Annotated in this window: 15 protein-coding genes; 7 read left to right on the top strand and 8 right to left on the bottom strand. The window is 46.5% G+C overall.

What is annotated here, in order from left to right; translation table 11 throughout:
- Positions 1 to 34 precede the first annotated feature (34 nt).
- Complete coding sequence (locus F8C82_RS09630) at positions 35 to 436, top strand: hypothetical protein (RefSeq protein ID WP_151693378.1); 402 nt, start codon at positions 35 to 37, stop codon at positions 434 to 436.
- Positions 437 to 455: 19 nt separating this feature from the next.
- Here the strand turns inward: F8C82_RS09630 and F8C82_RS09625 are convergent, their stop codons facing one another.
- Positions 456 to 1,658, bottom strand: a complete 1,203-nt coding sequence (locus tag F8C82_RS09625) for a proline dehydrogenase family protein (protein WP_151693377.1) — start codon at positions 1,656 to 1,658, stop codon at positions 456 to 458.
- Between the two features lie 121 nt (positions 1,659 to 1,779).
- Between F8C82_RS09625 and aroB the strand changes: the two genes are divergently transcribed.
- Together aroB and F8C82_RS09615 are read left to right on the top strand one after the other, a co-directional pair.
- Positions 1,780 to 2,850, top strand: a complete 1,071-nt coding sequence (aroB, locus tag F8C82_RS09620; protein WP_151693376.1) for a 3-dehydroquinate synthase — start codon at positions 1,780 to 1,782, stop codon at positions 2,848 to 2,850.
- A 3-nt stretch (positions 2,851 to 2,853) separates the two neighbouring features.
- Positions 2,854 to 4,065 carry a 3-phosphoshikimate 1-carboxyvinyltransferase gene (locus tag F8C82_RS09615; RefSeq protein WP_151693375.1) on the top strand — a complete coding sequence of 404 codons (1,212 nt, stop codon included), beginning with the start codon at positions 2,854 to 2,856 and terminating at the stop codon, positions 4,063 to 4,065.
- Here F8C82_RS09615 and F8C82_RS09610 read toward each other — a convergent pair.
- Entirely contained in the window at positions 4,045 to 5,913 is a 1,869-nt protein-coding gene (locus tag F8C82_RS09610; protein ID WP_151693374.1) for a hypothetical protein, read from the bottom strand. The genes F8C82_RS09615 and F8C82_RS09610 overlap by 21 nt on opposite strands.
- Entirely contained in the window at positions 5,897 to 6,664 is a 768-nt protein-coding gene (locus F8C82_RS09605) for a hypothetical protein (RefSeq protein ID WP_151693373.1), read from the bottom strand. The genes F8C82_RS09610 and F8C82_RS09605 overlap by 17 nt, the downstream gene beginning before the upstream one ends.
- A gap of 50 nt (positions 6,665 to 6,714) precedes the next feature.
- On the opposite strand from F8C82_RS09605, the gene F8C82_RS09600 reads away from it, so the two are divergent.
- A complete protein-coding gene (locus F8C82_RS09600; RefSeq protein WP_170266214.1) occupies positions 6,715 to 9,768 on the top strand; it encodes a ligand-binding sensor domain-containing protein in 3,054 nt (1,017 codons plus the stop codon).
- A 102-nt stretch (positions 9,769 to 9,870) separates the two neighbouring features.
- Entirely contained in the window at positions 9,871 to 10,629 is a 759-nt protein-coding gene (locus F8C82_RS09595) for a LytR/AlgR family response regulator transcription factor (protein WP_151693371.1), read from the top strand.
- Positions 10,630 to 10,701: 72 nt separating this feature from the next.
- On the opposite strand, the gene purE is transcribed toward F8C82_RS09595, so the two are convergent.
- From purE to F8C82_RS09580, 3 genes are read right to left on the bottom strand one after another with little or no spacing between them, the layout of a single operon-like run.
- Positions 10,702 to 11,184, bottom strand: coding sequence for a 5-(carboxyamino)imidazole ribonucleotide mutase (gene purE, locus F8C82_RS09590; protein WP_151693370.1), 483 nt, complete (start codon positions 11,182 to 11,184; stop codon positions 10,702 to 10,704).
- Between the two features lie 39 nt (positions 11,185 to 11,223).
- A complete protein-coding gene (locus F8C82_RS09585; protein WP_151693369.1) occupies positions 11,224 to 12,384 on the bottom strand; it encodes a 5-(carboxyamino)imidazole ribonucleotide synthase in 1,161 nt (386 codons plus the stop codon).
- Positions 12,365 to 12,901, bottom strand: a complete 537-nt coding sequence (locus tag F8C82_RS09580) for a SprT-like domain-containing protein (RefSeq protein ID WP_151693368.1) — start codon at positions 12,899 to 12,901, stop codon at positions 12,365 to 12,367. Before F8C82_RS09580 ends, F8C82_RS09585 begins: the two co-directional genes overlap by 20 nt.
- A gap of 268 nt (positions 12,902 to 13,169) precedes the next feature.
- Here F8C82_RS09580 and F8C82_RS09575 point away from each other — a divergent pair, with 268 nt between their 5' ends.
- Positions 13,170 to 13,916: an MlaE family ABC transporter permease gene (locus F8C82_RS09575; RefSeq protein WP_151693367.1), complete on the top strand. Its 747-nt coding sequence runs from the start codon at positions 13,170 to 13,172 to the stop codon at positions 13,914 to 13,916.
- A complete protein-coding gene (locus tag F8C82_RS09570; RefSeq protein WP_151693366.1) occupies positions 13,916 to 14,674 on the top strand; it encodes an ABC transporter ATP-binding protein in 759 nt (252 codons plus the stop codon). Before F8C82_RS09575 ends, F8C82_RS09570 begins: the two co-directional genes overlap by 1 nt.
- On the opposite strand, the gene F8C82_RS09565 is transcribed toward F8C82_RS09570, so the two are convergent.
- Positions 14,675 to 16,012, bottom strand: coding sequence for an FAD-dependent oxidoreductase (locus tag F8C82_RS09565; protein ID WP_151693365.1), 1,338 nt, complete (start codon positions 16,010 to 16,012; stop codon positions 14,675 to 14,677).
- Positions 16,013 to 16,017: 5 nt separating this feature from the next.
- A complete protein-coding gene (kynU, locus tag F8C82_RS09560; RefSeq protein ID WP_317132277.1) occupies positions 16,018 to 17,289 on the bottom strand; it encodes a kynureninase in 1,272 nt (423 codons plus the stop codon).
- Positions 17,290 to 17,298: the final 9 nt, after the last annotated feature.

Here is a 17,298-nt window from a genome sequence, read left to right as displayed (position 1 = left end):
ATCGCCGTTACCGTCTAGCGGTTATCTTTGCGCCATGGCATTTTTACGACGTATGGGGTGGTTCCTTGTCGGTGTTGGCTTGGGAACCCTTTTGGTGATATTCATGTTTGGCGATCGAGAGTTCAAATGCTCTTATTTTCCCAATGATCGCGTGCTGTCAGACCTTCAAAAGAAGGAATTGCTATTCAGTCCAGCCGTGGAATGTCTGAACAGTTGTATGTCGGCAGATACCACTTTCTACACAGGTGTATTGAACAATTCCGATGTTGATTTTGAGTTTAACAAACGCGGAACTGATAATATGTGCAACACCTACAAGCTAGATTATCAAGGCAATAATGGTGTGCATTCTTTCTATATTAAGAATTGTGATAGCACGGCAACGGTAATGCGTTGGACGCTTCCGGAAGGTGTAAGCTGCGACTGTCCTGAATGAAAACTAGGAAAAGCTAGTCTTATACCTGAGAGTGATCGGTAGCAGGTTGATGTTTTTCCTGCTTTCTTCTTCTCAATTCTGCTTTAATCAAGCCCAATTCTCTACCTGTCTGCCCTCGAACAGAAGTATTTTCTTCCGCTCTTCGGATGAGGTATGGCATGACGTCTTTTACAGGACCAAACGGGAGGTATTTTACCACATTGTATCCCGCCGCAGCTAAGTTGAATGAAATGTGATCACTCATGCCATAGAGCTGAGCAAACCAAATGCGTCGATCTCCCGGGTCGATGTCGTTTTCTGCCATTAAACTCACTAGCAACTGACTAGAAGCTTCGTTGTGTGTGCCGCATACAAAGTTGATGCGATGGATGTTTTCCATAAGAAGGCGAATGCCTGCATCGTAGTCGCGATCTGAGCTCGCTTTGTCAGGTTGAATAGGACTTTCATATCCCATTTCTTCTGCGCGGTCACGCTCTTTTTCCATGTATGCACCGCGAACTATTTTCACACCGTAGAAGTAGCCGTTTTGTTCGGCGTGTTCTAAGGATCGCTTGAGGAATTCTAGGCGATCGTGGCGGTAGAATTGTATGGTGTTGAGCACGACTACTCGCTCGCGGTTGTGCTGCATTTGGAGTTGCGTCACCAATTCATCAACCGCATCTTGAATCCACGATTCTTCCGCATCCACCATTACGGGAATGTTGAACTTATCGGCAGCATCGCAAATTTCGGTGTATCGACCTACCACGCGTTGCCATTCCGCTTCTTCTTGAGGCGTGAGGTCATCACCTGCACTTTTCTTTTCATAAAGCGCAAATCGGCCCATGCCTGTAGGTTTGAAAACGGCAATGGGAACGCCAACTTTTTCAGACGCGTATTCAATACTGTGTACTACTGTGTCTTTGGTGCGATCGAATTCATCTTCAATCTCTTTTCCTTCTACACTGTAGTCGAGAATACTACCCACACCAGCTTCAATGAGCTTGTCGATAGATTCTCCACAATCTTCAATCGATTCTCCCCCACAAAATTGGTTGAAAACCGTTTTTTTGATTAGACCCTTTACGGGTAATCCACTCTTAAAAGCGAACTCTGTTAATCCCTTACCCATCTTCACGATGGCAGGCGAACCGAGAGTGCTGAACAGTATGTAACTCTTTCTTAAATCGAAGTCCGATTTGTTCCGAAAGGCTGTAGCTGTATCTGAAAAATTAATCAGCATTTCACCAATTCAATTGATTGTGGCAAGCGGGCAAATATAGTTCAGTAACCATCAAAAAAAACTCATCTTTGTCATGTCAAGTGATGATTTTTTTCATCATTTCTGAGAATCAAAGTTGGGTATGAATCACCGAGATACCAAATTCGGAAGCATATATAATACGGAAGAAGCGCTCATCGCTTTCGACGCGCTACTTTCAGAGGCTAAAGCATCGTCTTCAAAGGTTTTCTTTTTAGTGGATGAAAACACTCATGAGCAGTGTTTGACTCGACTTTTGCCCGAGTTGCCCAACTTGGGGGAGTACGAGTTGCTGGAAGTTCCACCGGGTGAAGAGTCAAAGTCCATTGAAGTGGCTGCCCAACTGTGGTCGGCCCTCGCGGAACTCGGAGCCAATCGTCAATCCATTCTTGTGAATGTAGGAGGTGGTATGATTACCGATCTAGGTGGGTTTATCGCCTCAACTTACATGAGAGGGATTCGATTTTGCCATATTCCAACTTCTCTACTGGGGATGGTGGATGCTTCTATTGGCGGAAAAACGGCTGTAGATGTTGCAGGCGTGAAGAATCTAGTGGGTGCTTTCGCGGCTTGCGAAGGAGTGTTCCTGATTCCCGATTTCTTGGAGACACTTCCCGAACGTGAGTTGAGATCGGGTTTTGCCGAAATGCTTAAACACGGACTCATTCGAGATGCATCGCACTACAGTGATTTAATTCGAACGGGATTCGAGAAGGTGACCCCTGATCAGGTTCGTGCTTCCATGAACATCAAGTTGGATGTGGTGGAGAGTGACCCATTGGAAGCAGGGGCACGCAAGGAATTGAACTTTGGTCATACTCTGGGACATGCACTTGAATCACATTTTTTAGAGGCTTATCCTCATGACCCTCTATTACATGGTGAGGCCATAGCGTTTGGAATGTGGCTAGAGTTGGAATTGTCAGTGCTTTCAGGTCTGCTAGACGCTGAAATAGCAAAGGCAATACAATCGGATATAGCTTCCATTTTTGGTCGTTTGGCACTGCCGGAATCCGAATGGGAATCCGTAACTTCATGGTTGAAGTACGATAAGAAGAACACGAATCATTCGGTTCGATTTGTCCTTTTGGAGAATGTGGGAAAAGCGGTAATTGATTGTAGCGTTGACCCTAGTCTAATTCGGCGTGCATACGAGAATTGGCAAGCATCTTAAATCATGAAGACGGTATCTTGGAAAGAGCAGGCGGGTGATGTTCCCATTGTGAATGTCCCCCTTTCTAAAAGTGTGGCTAATCGCTGGCTGATTTTGCGAGCGTTTTATCCTGAGCACATTCACATGCACAGCTTGTCTGGGGCTCACGATACCGCCATCTTGCAACGCGCTTTGGAACAGGGCAGCGGCGAAATAAACCTCGGTCCGGCTGGTACGGCAATGCGATTTAGCACGGCGTATTTCGCGGTGGCAAGAGGGCGTTCTTGTCGGCTGTTTGGAACAGATCGAATGCACCAAAGACCCATTGGTCCCTTGGTAGATGCCCTTCGAAGTATGGGGGCTGATATCGAATATGAATCGATTCATGGTTATCCGCCACTGCGAATTGTGGGAAAGCACTTGCGCGGTGGGCAAGTTTATATTCCTGCGGACATGAGTTCGCAGTTTATCTCGGCCTTAATGTTGGTGGCGACAGCTACACAAGATGGTATTCTCATTCATCGAACCAGCAGAGGAGTGTCGCAGCCCTATGTGGAAATGACTGCTGAAGTTCTTCGTCAGGCAGGTTTGCATGCGGAGTTTGATGGTCCGAGAATTCATGTACATGGCAAGGTAACTAAGCGCGTAGATGTTCCCATTGAAGGAGATTGGTCAGCAGCTGCCGCTTTTCTAGCGTGGGTGGCGGTCACTGGAAAGCCTCTGGCGATACACGGACTCTCTCCTAAGTCCGTTCAAGGCGACAAAGTTTTGCAGGAGTTTGCGCCACAGTTTGGTGTTGTGGGTACTTGGGATGGTGCTTTGTGGAAGCTGGAACGCACCCATATTCCAACCGATGACGTACATCTTGATTTACTAGATTATCCCGACTTGGCCCAGTCGCTGATAATTGCTGCGGTTGGACAAGGTCGCTCGGGTAAAGTATCGGGATTGCGAACGCTACGGATCAAAGAAACCGATAGAATTGCCGCATTGGTGGAGACCATTGAGGCCGTTGGTGGTGAGCCCACTCCACTGTCGAGTTCCATTTATTGGTCTGTTTCAAAACCTGTGCTTCCCAACACTGTGTTTAAATCTCACGAGGATCACCGTATGGCAATGGCATTAGCTCCACTGTCCTTCTTTGGGAATTTGGATATCGATGATGTTGGTGTAGTCGCGAAATCTTTCCCTGAATTTTGGCTTGAAATGGAGAAGTTAGGAGTTTCGGTTTCCTAACTTCCAATGGTATTCAATCACAATTGAAAAGCTTCTGTTGCCTCTGGATTGGTCATTTCCCGATCCGCGTTCAATAGCTCCAACCCGCTCGTCGGAGTAAGAAGCAATTTGTACACTGTGCTGATTCGTAAGTTCCCAGGTCCATTTTAAACTGACTCCAACTCCTCTTCCAGACAAGGCGGCTATCCGCATTTGCATAGATGTGGTTGGAGTGTATAACCATGTGTTATGTCCTGTTCCCGCATCATTGTACGCATAGATTTGTCCAGTGATTTGATGTGATTTGAGCGTGTATATCGCTTGAACAGCATACGATTGTGAAATGGCGTTCACTCGATTGAAGTTTCCATTCCACCGCAATGAAACCATTGGATTGGGAGTGTTGAATTCAAGGCGCTGGACGACGTAATACGAGGTCCCTTCTTGCACGGTTTGTCGCGCTGTAGAACTCCAAAGTACCGAATGAATCCGCTTGCTTATTTTCCATTCCCAACCCCACTTTTCGAGTGGTGTGGATCGTTTTTGCAGACCTCTCCCGGCAAAGAGTAGAAGAGAGGTTTCACCCCCGTAAAAGCGAGTTTGCCAGAATGCCTGCATGGATAGGACTCCATTTCCGCTAACAAGTAAAGGGGGATGTTGAATCGGATGAGGTTGATAATCCAATGTGATATTCTCTATGCGCAGTCCGATTGTATGATCGTCTATAGCTTTACTCACGGATCCTATCAATGCGAACCTCCCTCTAGAATCGATGGCTGTTTCACTTTCGATGTGCAGGGCTCCGAGCAGATACTGCAGGTGCAAGGATGTTCCGCCATACTCTTTTCGACCTCCATAGGGATGACTGAGTTTTATATAATTGAAAGCACCACTCAATTTGAAGTTGTTGAGGGAGTACGACAGTTCTACAAAGGAATTCCAAGCCTCTACCGTTTTTCGGAAAGCGCGTTCACTTTTCGTTCGATGCCATCCCGTGGAGTAGAGGGTGGAGATGGTGTCGCTTTCTATCCGTGCATCCAATTTGCTTCTTCCGATAGCAACACGAATACCGATAGGATATCTGTGATAGACGGATGTGAAGCCCGTCCATTGTCCACTTTCCATGGCGGAGGCACTCATACGTGAGGAAGAAACACGCCGATGAAGATCACTCAATGAGCTGATCCGTCTTCCACCAAAAGCACTGCCAACCAGAAGCCCTGTTCCAAATCCCAATCGGTAACTACCGATCCCAAAAGAGGCAGAGGAAGTAGGTCGCCAAATGGCGTATCCACTCCAATAATCCCAAATGCCTCTTTGAATGGATAGCCAAGGTTCTTCCGCGTCACGTTGCCAACGAAGTCCAATCTCGTATGGCTGCGCTTTGAGTATTAGACTGCCTCCATCTTGAAAGGACGGGCCAGGGTAGGCTCCAGTTGTCGTTCCTTTGTTTACGGGGCCATTGACTTTGAAGCCAAGTCGGAGTTTAGCAGTGTAGTATTTAGGTAGAAATCTAAATCCAGATTGAGGTTGAGCCAACGTGAAGTAAGGCTTAGCTATCTCTATCCACTCCCGACTAAATCCTTTGATGTTTCCCAACTCTCCCCAATCTAAGATGCAGCCTGAGCGATGGGTGTAATAGGTCAGGTTTACAGCTTGTTGAAATGTGAGGAGAGGGTGGTCCGCTAAAACATTGGGATCACTTTCGCAAAGTGACATTGGGTCATTTTGGTAGTACTCCAAATCGTCGTTCCACTGTTGGAGTTGGTAACTGCTGAGGTTGGCATCTGCCGGAGGAAGAGGATGTTCATCTTGTGAGAATCCAATGAAGGAAAGTCCCATAACAAAGATGCTACAGAGCCATCGCATGTCCCAGCCCAATTTGTCCAGTGTACGGTTTGCCTACGCCTGCTACAAATGCCACATTCAATCTCCTTGTCCGCAATGTGAATCCAAAGGTTAAGTTGAGTTGTGTGCTCGCTATCAGAAAGAGTTCTCCCTGAGGGATGGACATCGAATATTCCAAAGCAAAAGTGGCGGCGGAATGAAGCTCGTTCAACCATTTTAGTCCGATTTGTTGGCTATTATTCAAATGGTAGTTGAGCCAGAATCCCGTTGCCATATTGCGATCTGGCGTTTGGGAGGCTGAAGTATGAGCGAGTACATTTTGAAGGAGAAGGGTTCCCTCGAGTTTGGCAACAGAAAAGTGAGTGAAGAAGTCGAAACCGAACCGATAGACACTTTGAAGATTTCCTCGCAACCACTCAACCCGACTGCCCATGCCAATTGTAGTGCCACTCAGAACCCTTCGACCGTAGGCCAACGTCGCTGTTTGAACTCCCCACTCGTCTTTTCCACTGACGTTCCACTGAATACTCGCCGCATTGTACTCATCCCGCCAACCTAATGCCGCCTTGTGAACAAACCAGCTGGGGATATGCACGGCGCGAGATTGAACATTCCACAGAAAGGCATGCTTTCCCACTTGCGGATAATCGAGACCGTTTCGAATACGCTCTTCGCCAGGAGAGTAGATTAATCCTGCAAAACCGGGATTCGCTTGCGCTAAGCTGCGGTTGGAAATGAATGACAACAAAAGCAAATTGATCCATTTGAACATGCTGCAATATCAACAGACACAATGCAGATAGTCGTATGATAAACGTTTACATGCGTTTGCAAACTGCTATGCCCACAATGGTTCTCGGGAATATTGCACCAGCAGTGAAATCGCGTATCTTGGCTCTGGTGAAGGGCTATCACAACATATTTCTATTTCTACTCCTCTTTTGCAGCTCTCTTACGGGCATAGGGCAACAGTATTTCTTTCAGTCGTACGGACAAAAGGAGGGAATTCCAGTTTCTACGGTAAACGATATTGCCGAAGATGAGTTGGGTTTCATGTGGGTGGCTACCGAGGGGGGTGGTTTGGCCCGATTCGACGGCCAGAATTCGGTTGTGTATACTACCGAAAATGGTCTACCATCTAACTATGTCACTTCTCTTATTTTTCGTCACGATAAAGGACTGTTGGTGGGAACCGATAAGGGGTTTCGCTTCTTCAATGGTCAGACTTTTGAAGATCCGTTCAACGTGCCTTCAGATCGCGTTTTCGATATGTGTACGCATGGAGATTCCATTCTTCTAGTTCTGCGGAGGTCGTTGGTGATTGTTCTTCCCAGCGGGGAACTTGAAACGTTGGAATTACCCGATAATCAGGAGATAATGTCTGTGGCTTGTGCAAAAGATCTCTTTGTGGGAGCATCCGATGGATTGTGGAAGTATGAAGAGGGAGACTGGGTGAAATGGTGGGAAGGGCGAAATGTTCGATCCATCTTTATTCCCGAAAACGAGAACTATTCTGGAACCATTCAAGTAGGCGCCGCCGATGATGTATACCTCATCCTTAGAAAGGGAGTAGGGGTAAAGAACCTGAGCAGCGGTACCTTAGATACAGAAGCTCATCCAGACGTTCGCGACATTGTGCACGACAATTACGGACGGTGGTGGTACGGCAGTTATCAACGGGGTTTGCGTCGGTATGATGCGAGTCAGCAAGACGGCTACCGCGGTGTGACGATTACCGAAGAGCAAGGACTGTCTACGCCAAAAGTTCGTTGCTTGTTTGTTTCGTCTGACGGTCGGATTTGGATTGGAGGTCTCAGCGGCTTGAGCCGACTAGTGGAGCCCGATTTGTTTCGATACACCTCTGAAGATGGACTGGGTGATGAACGTGTTCATGCCTTGTGCGTAACCCGCAATGGTGATTGGTGGATGGGCGGCCTGTCGGGACTCTCTCGAAAAACCATTAAAGGAGATTTCACCACTTATGATGAATCGGATGGCGTTCCTTCTGGACTCATCTTTGACATTACGGAAACCCAAGATGGCGATTTGTGGATTGCCACTGAAAACGGCTTGGCCAAGAAAGTGGGAAATCGGTTTGTGAAGTACGGAAGTACCGGTGGCTTGGATAATGCTTTTGTTTTTGATATCGATGCGTATGCGAATGGCGATTTGGTCATCGCAACCACACAGGGGATTTATCGGTACAACGGCATCCGCTTTAGTCAGATTGATCCCAACTTACAATCAACGGCCATTTCACATGTTCAGGTAGATGAGGACGGCCAATTATGGGCATTAGATATAGAAGGTCGAATTCTCGTTTTTGATGGTCAAGATTGGGAATACCCCATTCGCGAGGAGATTATGCTTCGCATTTCAACATCTACTTTTCAGGTTGAAAATGGGGTGTTGTGGCTAGCGACCAATGGTCACGGTTTGTGGCGTTTGGAAGGCGATCGCCTCGATTCCATCACCACTACACGGGGTTTGTTAAGCGATAATGTATGGTCGTTAGATGTGGTAGATAACGACGCTTGGATTGGCAGCGAACTTGGGATACAGAATGTGATTTGGCAAGGAGGGTGGACCTTTGGAACCCGCGTTTCAGAGGCTCGAGGTTTTGGTTCCATGGAATGTAATCCTCACAGTGTTCAGCGCTCAGATCGCTCCATTATTTTCGGAACCAACCAAGGATTATTGGTGGCACCTTTACGCTCAAGTCACAACAGAGATGCAGTGGGAACCATTCGCTTACTTCGTCTCGATCTCTATTTTCAGCAACCAGAAGACTGGGGTTTGTGGACCGATTCCATTTCACCGTGGACAGGCATGCCTCAAGATCTTGTTTTACCATATGACCAAAACTATTTGCGCTTTGCCTATAGCGCAATGGGGGTAGCAGATCCAAATGAATTACAATATGAATACAAACTGAGTCCTCTCAGTGAGGATTGGGTAAATGCTGAACACAATACGGAAGCGATTTTCACCAGTGTGTCTCCTGGGAAATACACCTTTGAAGTTCGTGCCTACGACCCTTTGAGCGGTAGAACCTTGGCATCTGATGTTTATCGATTTGCTATAAAACCTCCGTTCTGGAAAACTTGGTGGTTCTATGTGTTGGTTGTGGCGGCAGTTGTTGGGATTGTGGTAACGTACGTGCGCGTGCGATTGAGTCGAGTGAGAAGTATGTTAGCCTTGGAGGAAGAGCGAAATGACTTGGAAAGAAGGGCACTCCGACTTCAAATGAATCCACATTTTGTCTTTAATGCCTTGGATGCCATTTCGGGTTTTATTTTTAAGAATGAACCCAAAGAAGCAGTGAAGTATCTCAACAGTTTCGCCAAGTTAATGCGATTGATGTTGGAGAGTTCCAGAGAACATGTCATTCCCGTTCACACCGAAATCCAATTGCTCGAAAACTACTTGTCACTCGAAAAGCTGAGGTTTTCTGGAGAGTTCGACAGTGAGATTATTATTGATGAAGAACTAGATACCTATGGCTCTTCCATGCCATCCATGATGGTTCAGCCACATATTGAGAATGCGATTTTACATGGCCTTCGACCAAAAGGTGGAGGGAAGGTTACCGTTCACTTTGAACAAACCGACGAGGGCAAGGGACTTCGTTGCGTGATTGAAGACAATGGTGTGGGAAGGAAGCGAGCAGCTGAAATCCGAGAGAATAGTGGACGCAATCACCGAAGCTTGGCAGGCGAGATTAGTCGAAGACGAGTGGAGTTATTCGAGAAAACCTATGGGGGAAGGAGTGCTGTGATTGTACAAGATCTCCATGACCAGAATGGCAATCCATCAGGTACGCGAGTGGTTCTTCAACTTCCTTTACAGAACACCGATGAATGGGACGATGATTAAGGCCTGAATGGGTCGTTTAATCGAGGAAGAAACTCGTTTGCTCAATGTGTACACAAAGCACGGATAGAATCGTTAAGTTTGTGTGAACAGCAACACAGCCCCATGCTTAAAGCACTAATAATCGACGACGAAGCAAACAGCCGTGCAGCCCTCAAAGGCAAGCTCGAGCTATTTTGCCCAGATATCAATCCTATTTCTGAAGCGGGAGATATTGAATCTGCTCTAAAAGAAGTGATCGCCAACAAGCCAGACGTCATGTTTCTTGATGTAAAGCTGGCAGGCGAAACGGGTTTTGAGCTACTTGAGCGAATCCATCAGGAAGAAATTACTTGGAACGGAGAGGTGATATTCACCACTGCTCATGATGAATTCGCCCTAAAAGCGATCAAGTTCTCAGCGTTGGATTACTTATTGAAGCCCATCGATCCAGAGGAATTGGTAAAGGCTGTTCGAAAAGTTCAACAAGTGAGTAACGAAGTGCCCAGTGGGAACATTTCTGTATTGCTAGAAAACTTCCGCTCGGCTGCGGAATCGCCAAAGAAGATTGTTATTCCAAGTTCAGACGGAATGCACATCATCAAAGTGAGCGATATTCTGCGTTGCGAATCGTCGAGCAACTACACGCAGTTTGTGTTGAAAACGGGCAAGAACTTGTTGGCCAGTAAAACACTCAAGGAATTCGATAACATGCTTACTGACCACAACTTTGAGCGCATCCACAAAAGCCACCTAGTGAACATGAACTACGTGAAGCGCTACGTTCAATCCGACGGTGGATATGTGATAATGGAAGACGACTCTAAGATTCCTGTCGCCAATAGAAAGAAAGAACACTTAATGGCTTTGTTGAAAGCGTTGTAAGAAAAAATCCCGCGATGTTCTCGCGGGATTTTTATTTTTGGATGGATGCCAGAAGCTTATAGCTAACCAGCTCTACCGATTCTCTAATTCTTCCGCCGATTTCAACACTTTATTTTTCAAACCTTCTTTATAGTCGATAAGGTTCTGAAGGATCACTTGATCTGCACTGCCCACAATTTGAGCGGCGAGGATACCGGCGTTCTTAGCTCCATCTAACGCTACGGTCGCAACGGGAACTCCGCCTGGCATCTGGAGGATGGAAAGAACACTGTCCCAGCCATCAATACTGTTGCGTGATTTTACTGGAACACCGATAACAGGAAGTGGAGTAAGGGAAGCAACCATTCCTGGAAGGTGAGCTGCTCCGCCTGCACCGGCAATAATGGCCTTAATGCCACGCTTGTGCGCGCCTTTGGCATATTCATACATGCGTTCTGGAGTGCGGTGTGCAGATACGATGGTGATTTCGTACTTCACACCCAATTCGTCGAGCATATCTGCGGCTTCCTGCATAACAGGTAAGTCGCTTTTGCTTCCCATGATGATTCCAATCATGTGTTCTATTTTTTAGTAAAGATAGGTCTACCTACTTGATTATCTACTTTGTACACGGATGGCGTCCTTTGCCTTTTCGGCAGCGGCACGTGCCTCAGCTCGGTCGGTGTGTGTGGCCGTAACGTGCCCCATTTTGCGGAAAGGACGAGTAGAACTCTTGCCGTACAAGTGGATGTAAACGCCTCTCATAGCAAGCAAATCACGGTAGCCTTCGTATTTCACGGGGCCGCTGTACCCTTTGTCGCCTACCAAGTTGGCCATCACAGCAGGAATGCGAAGATCAGTTGAACCCAACGGCATATTGGTCACCGCTCTTACGTGTTGTTCAAACTGAGAAGTGAAGTTCGATTCAATAGTCAGGTGGCCACTGTTGTGTGTACGTGGAGCTACTTCGTTGATATAGATATTGCCGTCCTTGGCCAAGAACATCTCTACGGCAAGAAGGCCGACAAGATCATACGCCGCGATGGTTTTTTCTGCTAATTCTTTAGCCTTTTCTGCAGCCTCTGGTGAAATATGAGCTGGACAGAGAACGTATTCCACTTGATTAGCTGTAGGGTGGAATTCCATTTCTACAACCGGATATGAAACCACTTCACCGTTTTCATTTCTAGCAACAATCACCGCAATTTCCTTTTCAAAGGGAACAAAGGCCTCTACTAGTCCGGCTTGGTTTGGAAGGTTTTGAATGTCTGCTTCGGTGCGAACGATATTCACGCCGAATCCGTCGTAACCACCAGTAGCAGCCTTCCAAACAAAAGGTGGTTTCCAGTTGCCCTTCTTCAATCCTTCGTGCAATTCTTCCGCGTTTTCAAACGTGAAGAAATCAGAAGTGGGAAGTTGATGATCCTTATAGAATTGCTTCTGAACGGCCTTGTTTTGGATAATGCGGAGTGCCCTTGGTTGCGGGAAGACTTTCACACCTTCACCTTCAAGAACCTCTAGGGCATCAACATTTACATGTTCAATTTCAATGGTGAGAACATCCAATCCGCGACCAAAGTCGAGGACAGTGTTGTAATCCATAAGTGAACCGCAAACAAATTCGTTGGAAGCGAGTCGGGATGGTGCGTCTGCCGCTGGATCCATCACCACTGTGTAGATATCGTATCTGCGCGTTTCGGCTAGCATCATTTTTCCGAGCTGACCGCCGCCTAGTACACCGAGTTTAAAACTTGGGTTAGAGAAAATCTCTTTCATCTTTCAATTTCAGGAGTTGAACTTCTGCCAATGGATGGACGGCAAAGGTACGACCTGAATCGAGCTCTTCACATAGATATCGTGTTCTTCTCTTTTTACCGCGTTTCATGGGCTTTCTTCCCGGCAGGACAAAGAGGGCTCCTTCTTCAATTTCTTCAAGTGTTAACAGAGGTGAAGAATGCTCGTTCTCTGCGCGTAGAGCGCGAAGTAGACGGGTGTCGGCCGAACAGCTCGCCTTGGGTTTGGAAAGATATCGCCTTACTTCTGCCTCAATTTCTGGAGCGTAAATTTTTGCTTCCATGATGGGTTCCATGCACTTAGCAAAGGTGTTTTGCCACTCTTTTCCATGCGGATTAACCTTCAAGCCAAAGGTTTCATGGGTTTTCATGTGAGCAATTTCATGCACCAAAGTGAGTAGGAAATGAGAAGGAGGGAGGTCGCCATTCACCGTGAGTTGATGAGGGCCTCCACGGAGGTTGGGGCGAAAATCTCCGAGCTTGGTCTTTCGAGGTCGCACGACTTTCAATTTAAAAGAATGATCTTTTAATAAGTCGGCTACAAAAGGAGCAGATCCCTCTGGCAAAAATGGTTCTAGTTGCGAAATCAAGACCTAACCTGCTCTTGCTGTTGAACTTCGCCAAAATGCGGACAATCGCAATCTTTTGCTCCACCACATGAAGATATCAAGCCCGCAAAAGCAGTCACGATCAAAACTTTTCTTACCAACCGATGATTCACTTTCATATCCTGAAGTTGTCCCACAAAATTAAACTTATTTTAGCGGCATGATCCAGAGATTCTTTAATGGTATTGGAGATTACCTCCTGCTCATGTGGAGAACGTTCCGCAGGCCAGAAAGTTGGCGAGAGAGTTGGAAAGCCTTTTGGCGTGAGGTAGATCTTCTCGGTTTGGATTCCATTTGGATTGTTGCCATCATATCCCTTTTCATGGGAGCGGTTGTAACCATTCAAACGGCTTTGAATTTGGATGATCCATTCATTCCTTCATACTACGTGGCTATTGCGGTGCGTGAATCCATTATTCTAGAATTTTCACCGACCATGGTCAGTTTGATTTTGGCTGGAAAGGTGGGGTCTAACATTGCTTCTACCATTGGAACTATGCGGACTTCAGAGCAAATCGATGCACTGGAAGTGATGGGGATCAATTCAGCGAATTATCTGATTTTGCCCAAAATTGCGGCATCTGTATTTTTTAATCCCGTCTTGCTGGTTATCAGTGTGTTCTTGGGCTTAGCAGGAGGATATCTAGCCGGGAATTATACGGGAATGGTGATCTTTAGCGACTTTATTCTCGGTCTTCAAATGGGCTGGAATCCGTTCTACATTACCTATGCAATCATCAAGATGATTGTGTTTGCGTTCTTGATTTCCTCTATTGCGGGCTACTTTGGGTACTCTGTAAAAGGAGGTGCTATTGAGGTCGGTAGATCGAGCACCACCGCTGTGGTTAATGCGTCTTTGGCCATTATTGTATTCAACTACATTCTCACCGATTTACTCCTGAACTGATGATTGAAGTTAACGGATTAAAGAAGGGATTTAACGGAACCGAGGTACTGAAAGGCATCGACGTTGTTTTTGAACCGGGAAAAACCAATTTGATTATTGGTAGATCGGGTTCGGGAAAAACCGTTTTTCTAAAGAGTGTTTTGGGCCTGTATGATATTGATGCAGGTTCAATAAGATACGATGGAAGAGACGTAGCCGAATTGTCGAAGGACGAAAGGAAGCTCCTCCGACAAGAGATTGGAATGGTGTTTCAGGGAGGCGCTTTGTTCGACTCTCAAACGGTTCTAGAAAACGTGATGTTTCCGCTCAATTTCTTTGCAGAGATGAGTGATAGCGAAAAGAAAGACAGAGCTGATTTCTGTTTGTCTCGTGTCCAATTGGAGAATGCACATCAACGCTTTCCAGCAGAGATTTCTGGGGGAATGCAAAAGCGCGTTGCCATTGCTCGTGCCATTGCCATGAATCCAAAGTATCTCTTTTGTGATGAGCCGAATAGTGGATTGGATCCAGAAACGGCCATTGTGATTGATAACCTCATTCAAGAGATCACCGAAGAGTACAACATTACTACAGTGGTGAATACCCACGATATGAACTCCGTTTTGGAAATTGGAGATCACATCATTCTTTTGAAAGAAGGGTATAAGGTGTGGGAAGGAAACAAAGACGAAATCTTACACAGTGATGAGAGAGATGTGCTCGATTTCGTCTTTACTTCAGAGCTCTTCAAAAAAGTAAGAGCGGCTCAGGTGAAATAATTATCCGAGCTTTTCTAGCATAGCCGACATTACTTCGTCGCTATCCCAGTTGTCTTCAATATTCGGCATGGCCATGATTTCCTCCATGATCGCATCTTGGAATTTTCCACGGTTGTTTGCCTTGGCGTATGGAATATCGGTAAAGGTGACCATGGCGTAGAGTGGCATCCACTTTCCAGGGTGGAGTTTCGCAAACTTGCGCTCAATCTGTTTTTGAAGCAAGAATTTTGGATCGCCTGTAAGGTCTCGCATTTCAACGAAGTTGCGCATGGCTAGTTCAGCAATGGCATCACCGTTTGGCTTGCGTTCTTCTTCGTACAGCTTCATCGCAGTAGGCCAGTCTTCGTTGGTCTCTTCTAAGAATTTCTCGAAGATGGTACAGTCTTCAAAACCTGCATTCATGCCTTGCCCATAGAATGGCACGATGGCGTGAGATGCATCACCAAGCAGTGCAACTTTACCGTTCTTCGTCCATGGGAAACAGCGAATAATCACCAATGAACTCGTTGGGTTCTCGTGCCAATCGTCTAACAAATGTGGCATGAGTTCATACGCGTCAGGGAAGGTTGACTTAAAGAAATCTACCACCTTCTCGTCGGTGTCTAGTGCATCAAAGCCCACTTCGCCGCCGTAGGGGTGGAAGAGCGTACAAGTAAAGCTTCCATCTAAGTTCGGAAGGGCGATGAGCATGAACTCTCCTCTTGGCCAAATGTGAAGCGCATTCTTTTCAATCTTATGCGTTCCATCTTCATTCGGATGAATGCTGAGCTCCTTGTATCCGTGCTCAATGTATTCTTGCTGGTAGTTGAAGCGATCCGTACGCTGCATGGCTTTACGAACCGCAGAGAATGCGCCATCCGTACCAAAGAGCAGACCGGGTTCGGTCATTACTTTCTCTCCAGAATTTCTTTCTGAAAAAGTAGCAGATCCCGTTTCCAAATCTACCCCAGTGCATTTGTGGTTAAAGTGGATATCAACGTTACCTTGAGCTTCCGCAAGATCCATCAATACACAGTTCAATCCTCCGCGAGAGACGCTCCAAATCGCATCGCCGTTTACGCTGTAGGGTTGATGTGTTAAACTACCATCTAGGGCGTGAATCATTCGGCCATACATCGGTATAGCCACCTTGCGGATTTCATCTCCCAAACCTACTTTCTCAAGGGCTTTCCAGCCTCTATCACTAAGAGCGAGGTTGATGGATTTACCAGCGGAAAGGTTCGCTTTTCTAAGGTCAGTTCGACTTTCGTAGATATCTACTTTATATCCTCTTTTTGCCAAGTATACAGCCCAAAGAGAGCCTACTAAACCAGCGCCGGCAATGGTAGCGTTTTTCATTTCTATTATGCGTTTTTCAATTCAGCGAGAAGGGTTTCGCCAAAGCGATAGATATCGGTGAACGAGTTGTACATGGGAACTGGAGCTAAGCGAATTACATGTGGTTCGCGCCAATCGGCAATAACTCCTTTAGCGAGAAGGCGATTAAATAAATCCTTGCCTTGGCCGGGGAAAAGCGTGCTCACTTGGCAACCGCTTTCAGATTCTCCGCTAGGTGTAATCACCTCAATTGGCTGTCCAGTTTGTGCCGATACTTCGGCGAGCACAAAGCGCAAGTACTGACTCAATTTTCTTCCTTTAGCACGGAGTTCGGCGAGCTCTACTTTGTCGTATAAATCCAAAGATGCACGTTGAGCAGCCATGGCAAACACTGGAGCATTACTCAGTTGCCAAGCTTCCGCTGTTGGAATGGGAACAAATTGATCGGGCATGGCAAAGCGGGTCGATTTGTCATGACCCCACCATCCTTCAAAACGAGGAATATCGCTTAAGCCATGGTGGCGCTTGTGAACAAAGAGTCCGGCTATAGAACCTGGACCAGAATTCAAATATTTGTAGGTACACCAAGCGGCAAAATCCACATTCCAATCGTGAAGTTTGAGTTCGATGTTCCCCACTCCATGAGCGAGGTCCCATCCTACAACGATGCCTTTCTTTTGAGCTGCAGAGGTGAGTTTGCCCATGTCGAACACCTGTCCAGTGTAATAGTTAACACCGCCTACCATCATCATTGCGATGGATTCACCGTGTTCTTCTATAACTTGAAGGAAATCCTCTTCTCGAATGGTGTGCTCGCCTTCTCGAGGAGCAACTTCAATGATGGCATCTTTGGGCTCGTAGCCATGGAAGCGCGCCTGACTGGCAAGGGCGTATTGATCTGAAGGAAAAGCCTTGGCTTCACAAAGGATCTTGTATCGATTTTTAGTAGGGCGATAGAAACTCACCATCAAGAGGTGTAGGTTATTGGTCAGTGTTCCAACTGAAACCACTTCTGATTCTTCAGCCCCAACGATGCGCGCGAGGGATTTTGTGAAGTTTTCGTGGTAAGGCATCCAAGGTCGGCGAGCGTGTTCATGACCTTCAACGCCTAAGTTTGCCCAATCTTCCAGCTCCTCCTCTATGTATTGCTTGGCTTTAACGGGTTGAAGACCAAGGCTGTTGCCTGTGAAATACATCACGTCTTCTCCTTTGTGTTGAGGAATTCGGAATTCTTTTCTCAATGGGCTCAAACGGTCTTGAGCATCAGCTTCAAGTGCGTATTCTTTCGTGAATTTCATACTCATGGA

The sequence above is a fragment of the Phaeocystidibacter marisrubri genome, from assembly GCF_008933165.1.
Classification (GTDB): Bacteria; Bacteroidota; Bacteroidia; order Flavobacteriales; family Schleiferiaceae; genus Phaeocystidibacter; species Phaeocystidibacter marisrubri.
Note: the sequence above shows the minus strand (reverse complement) of the source record. Positions and strands in the feature narration are given on the sequence as shown.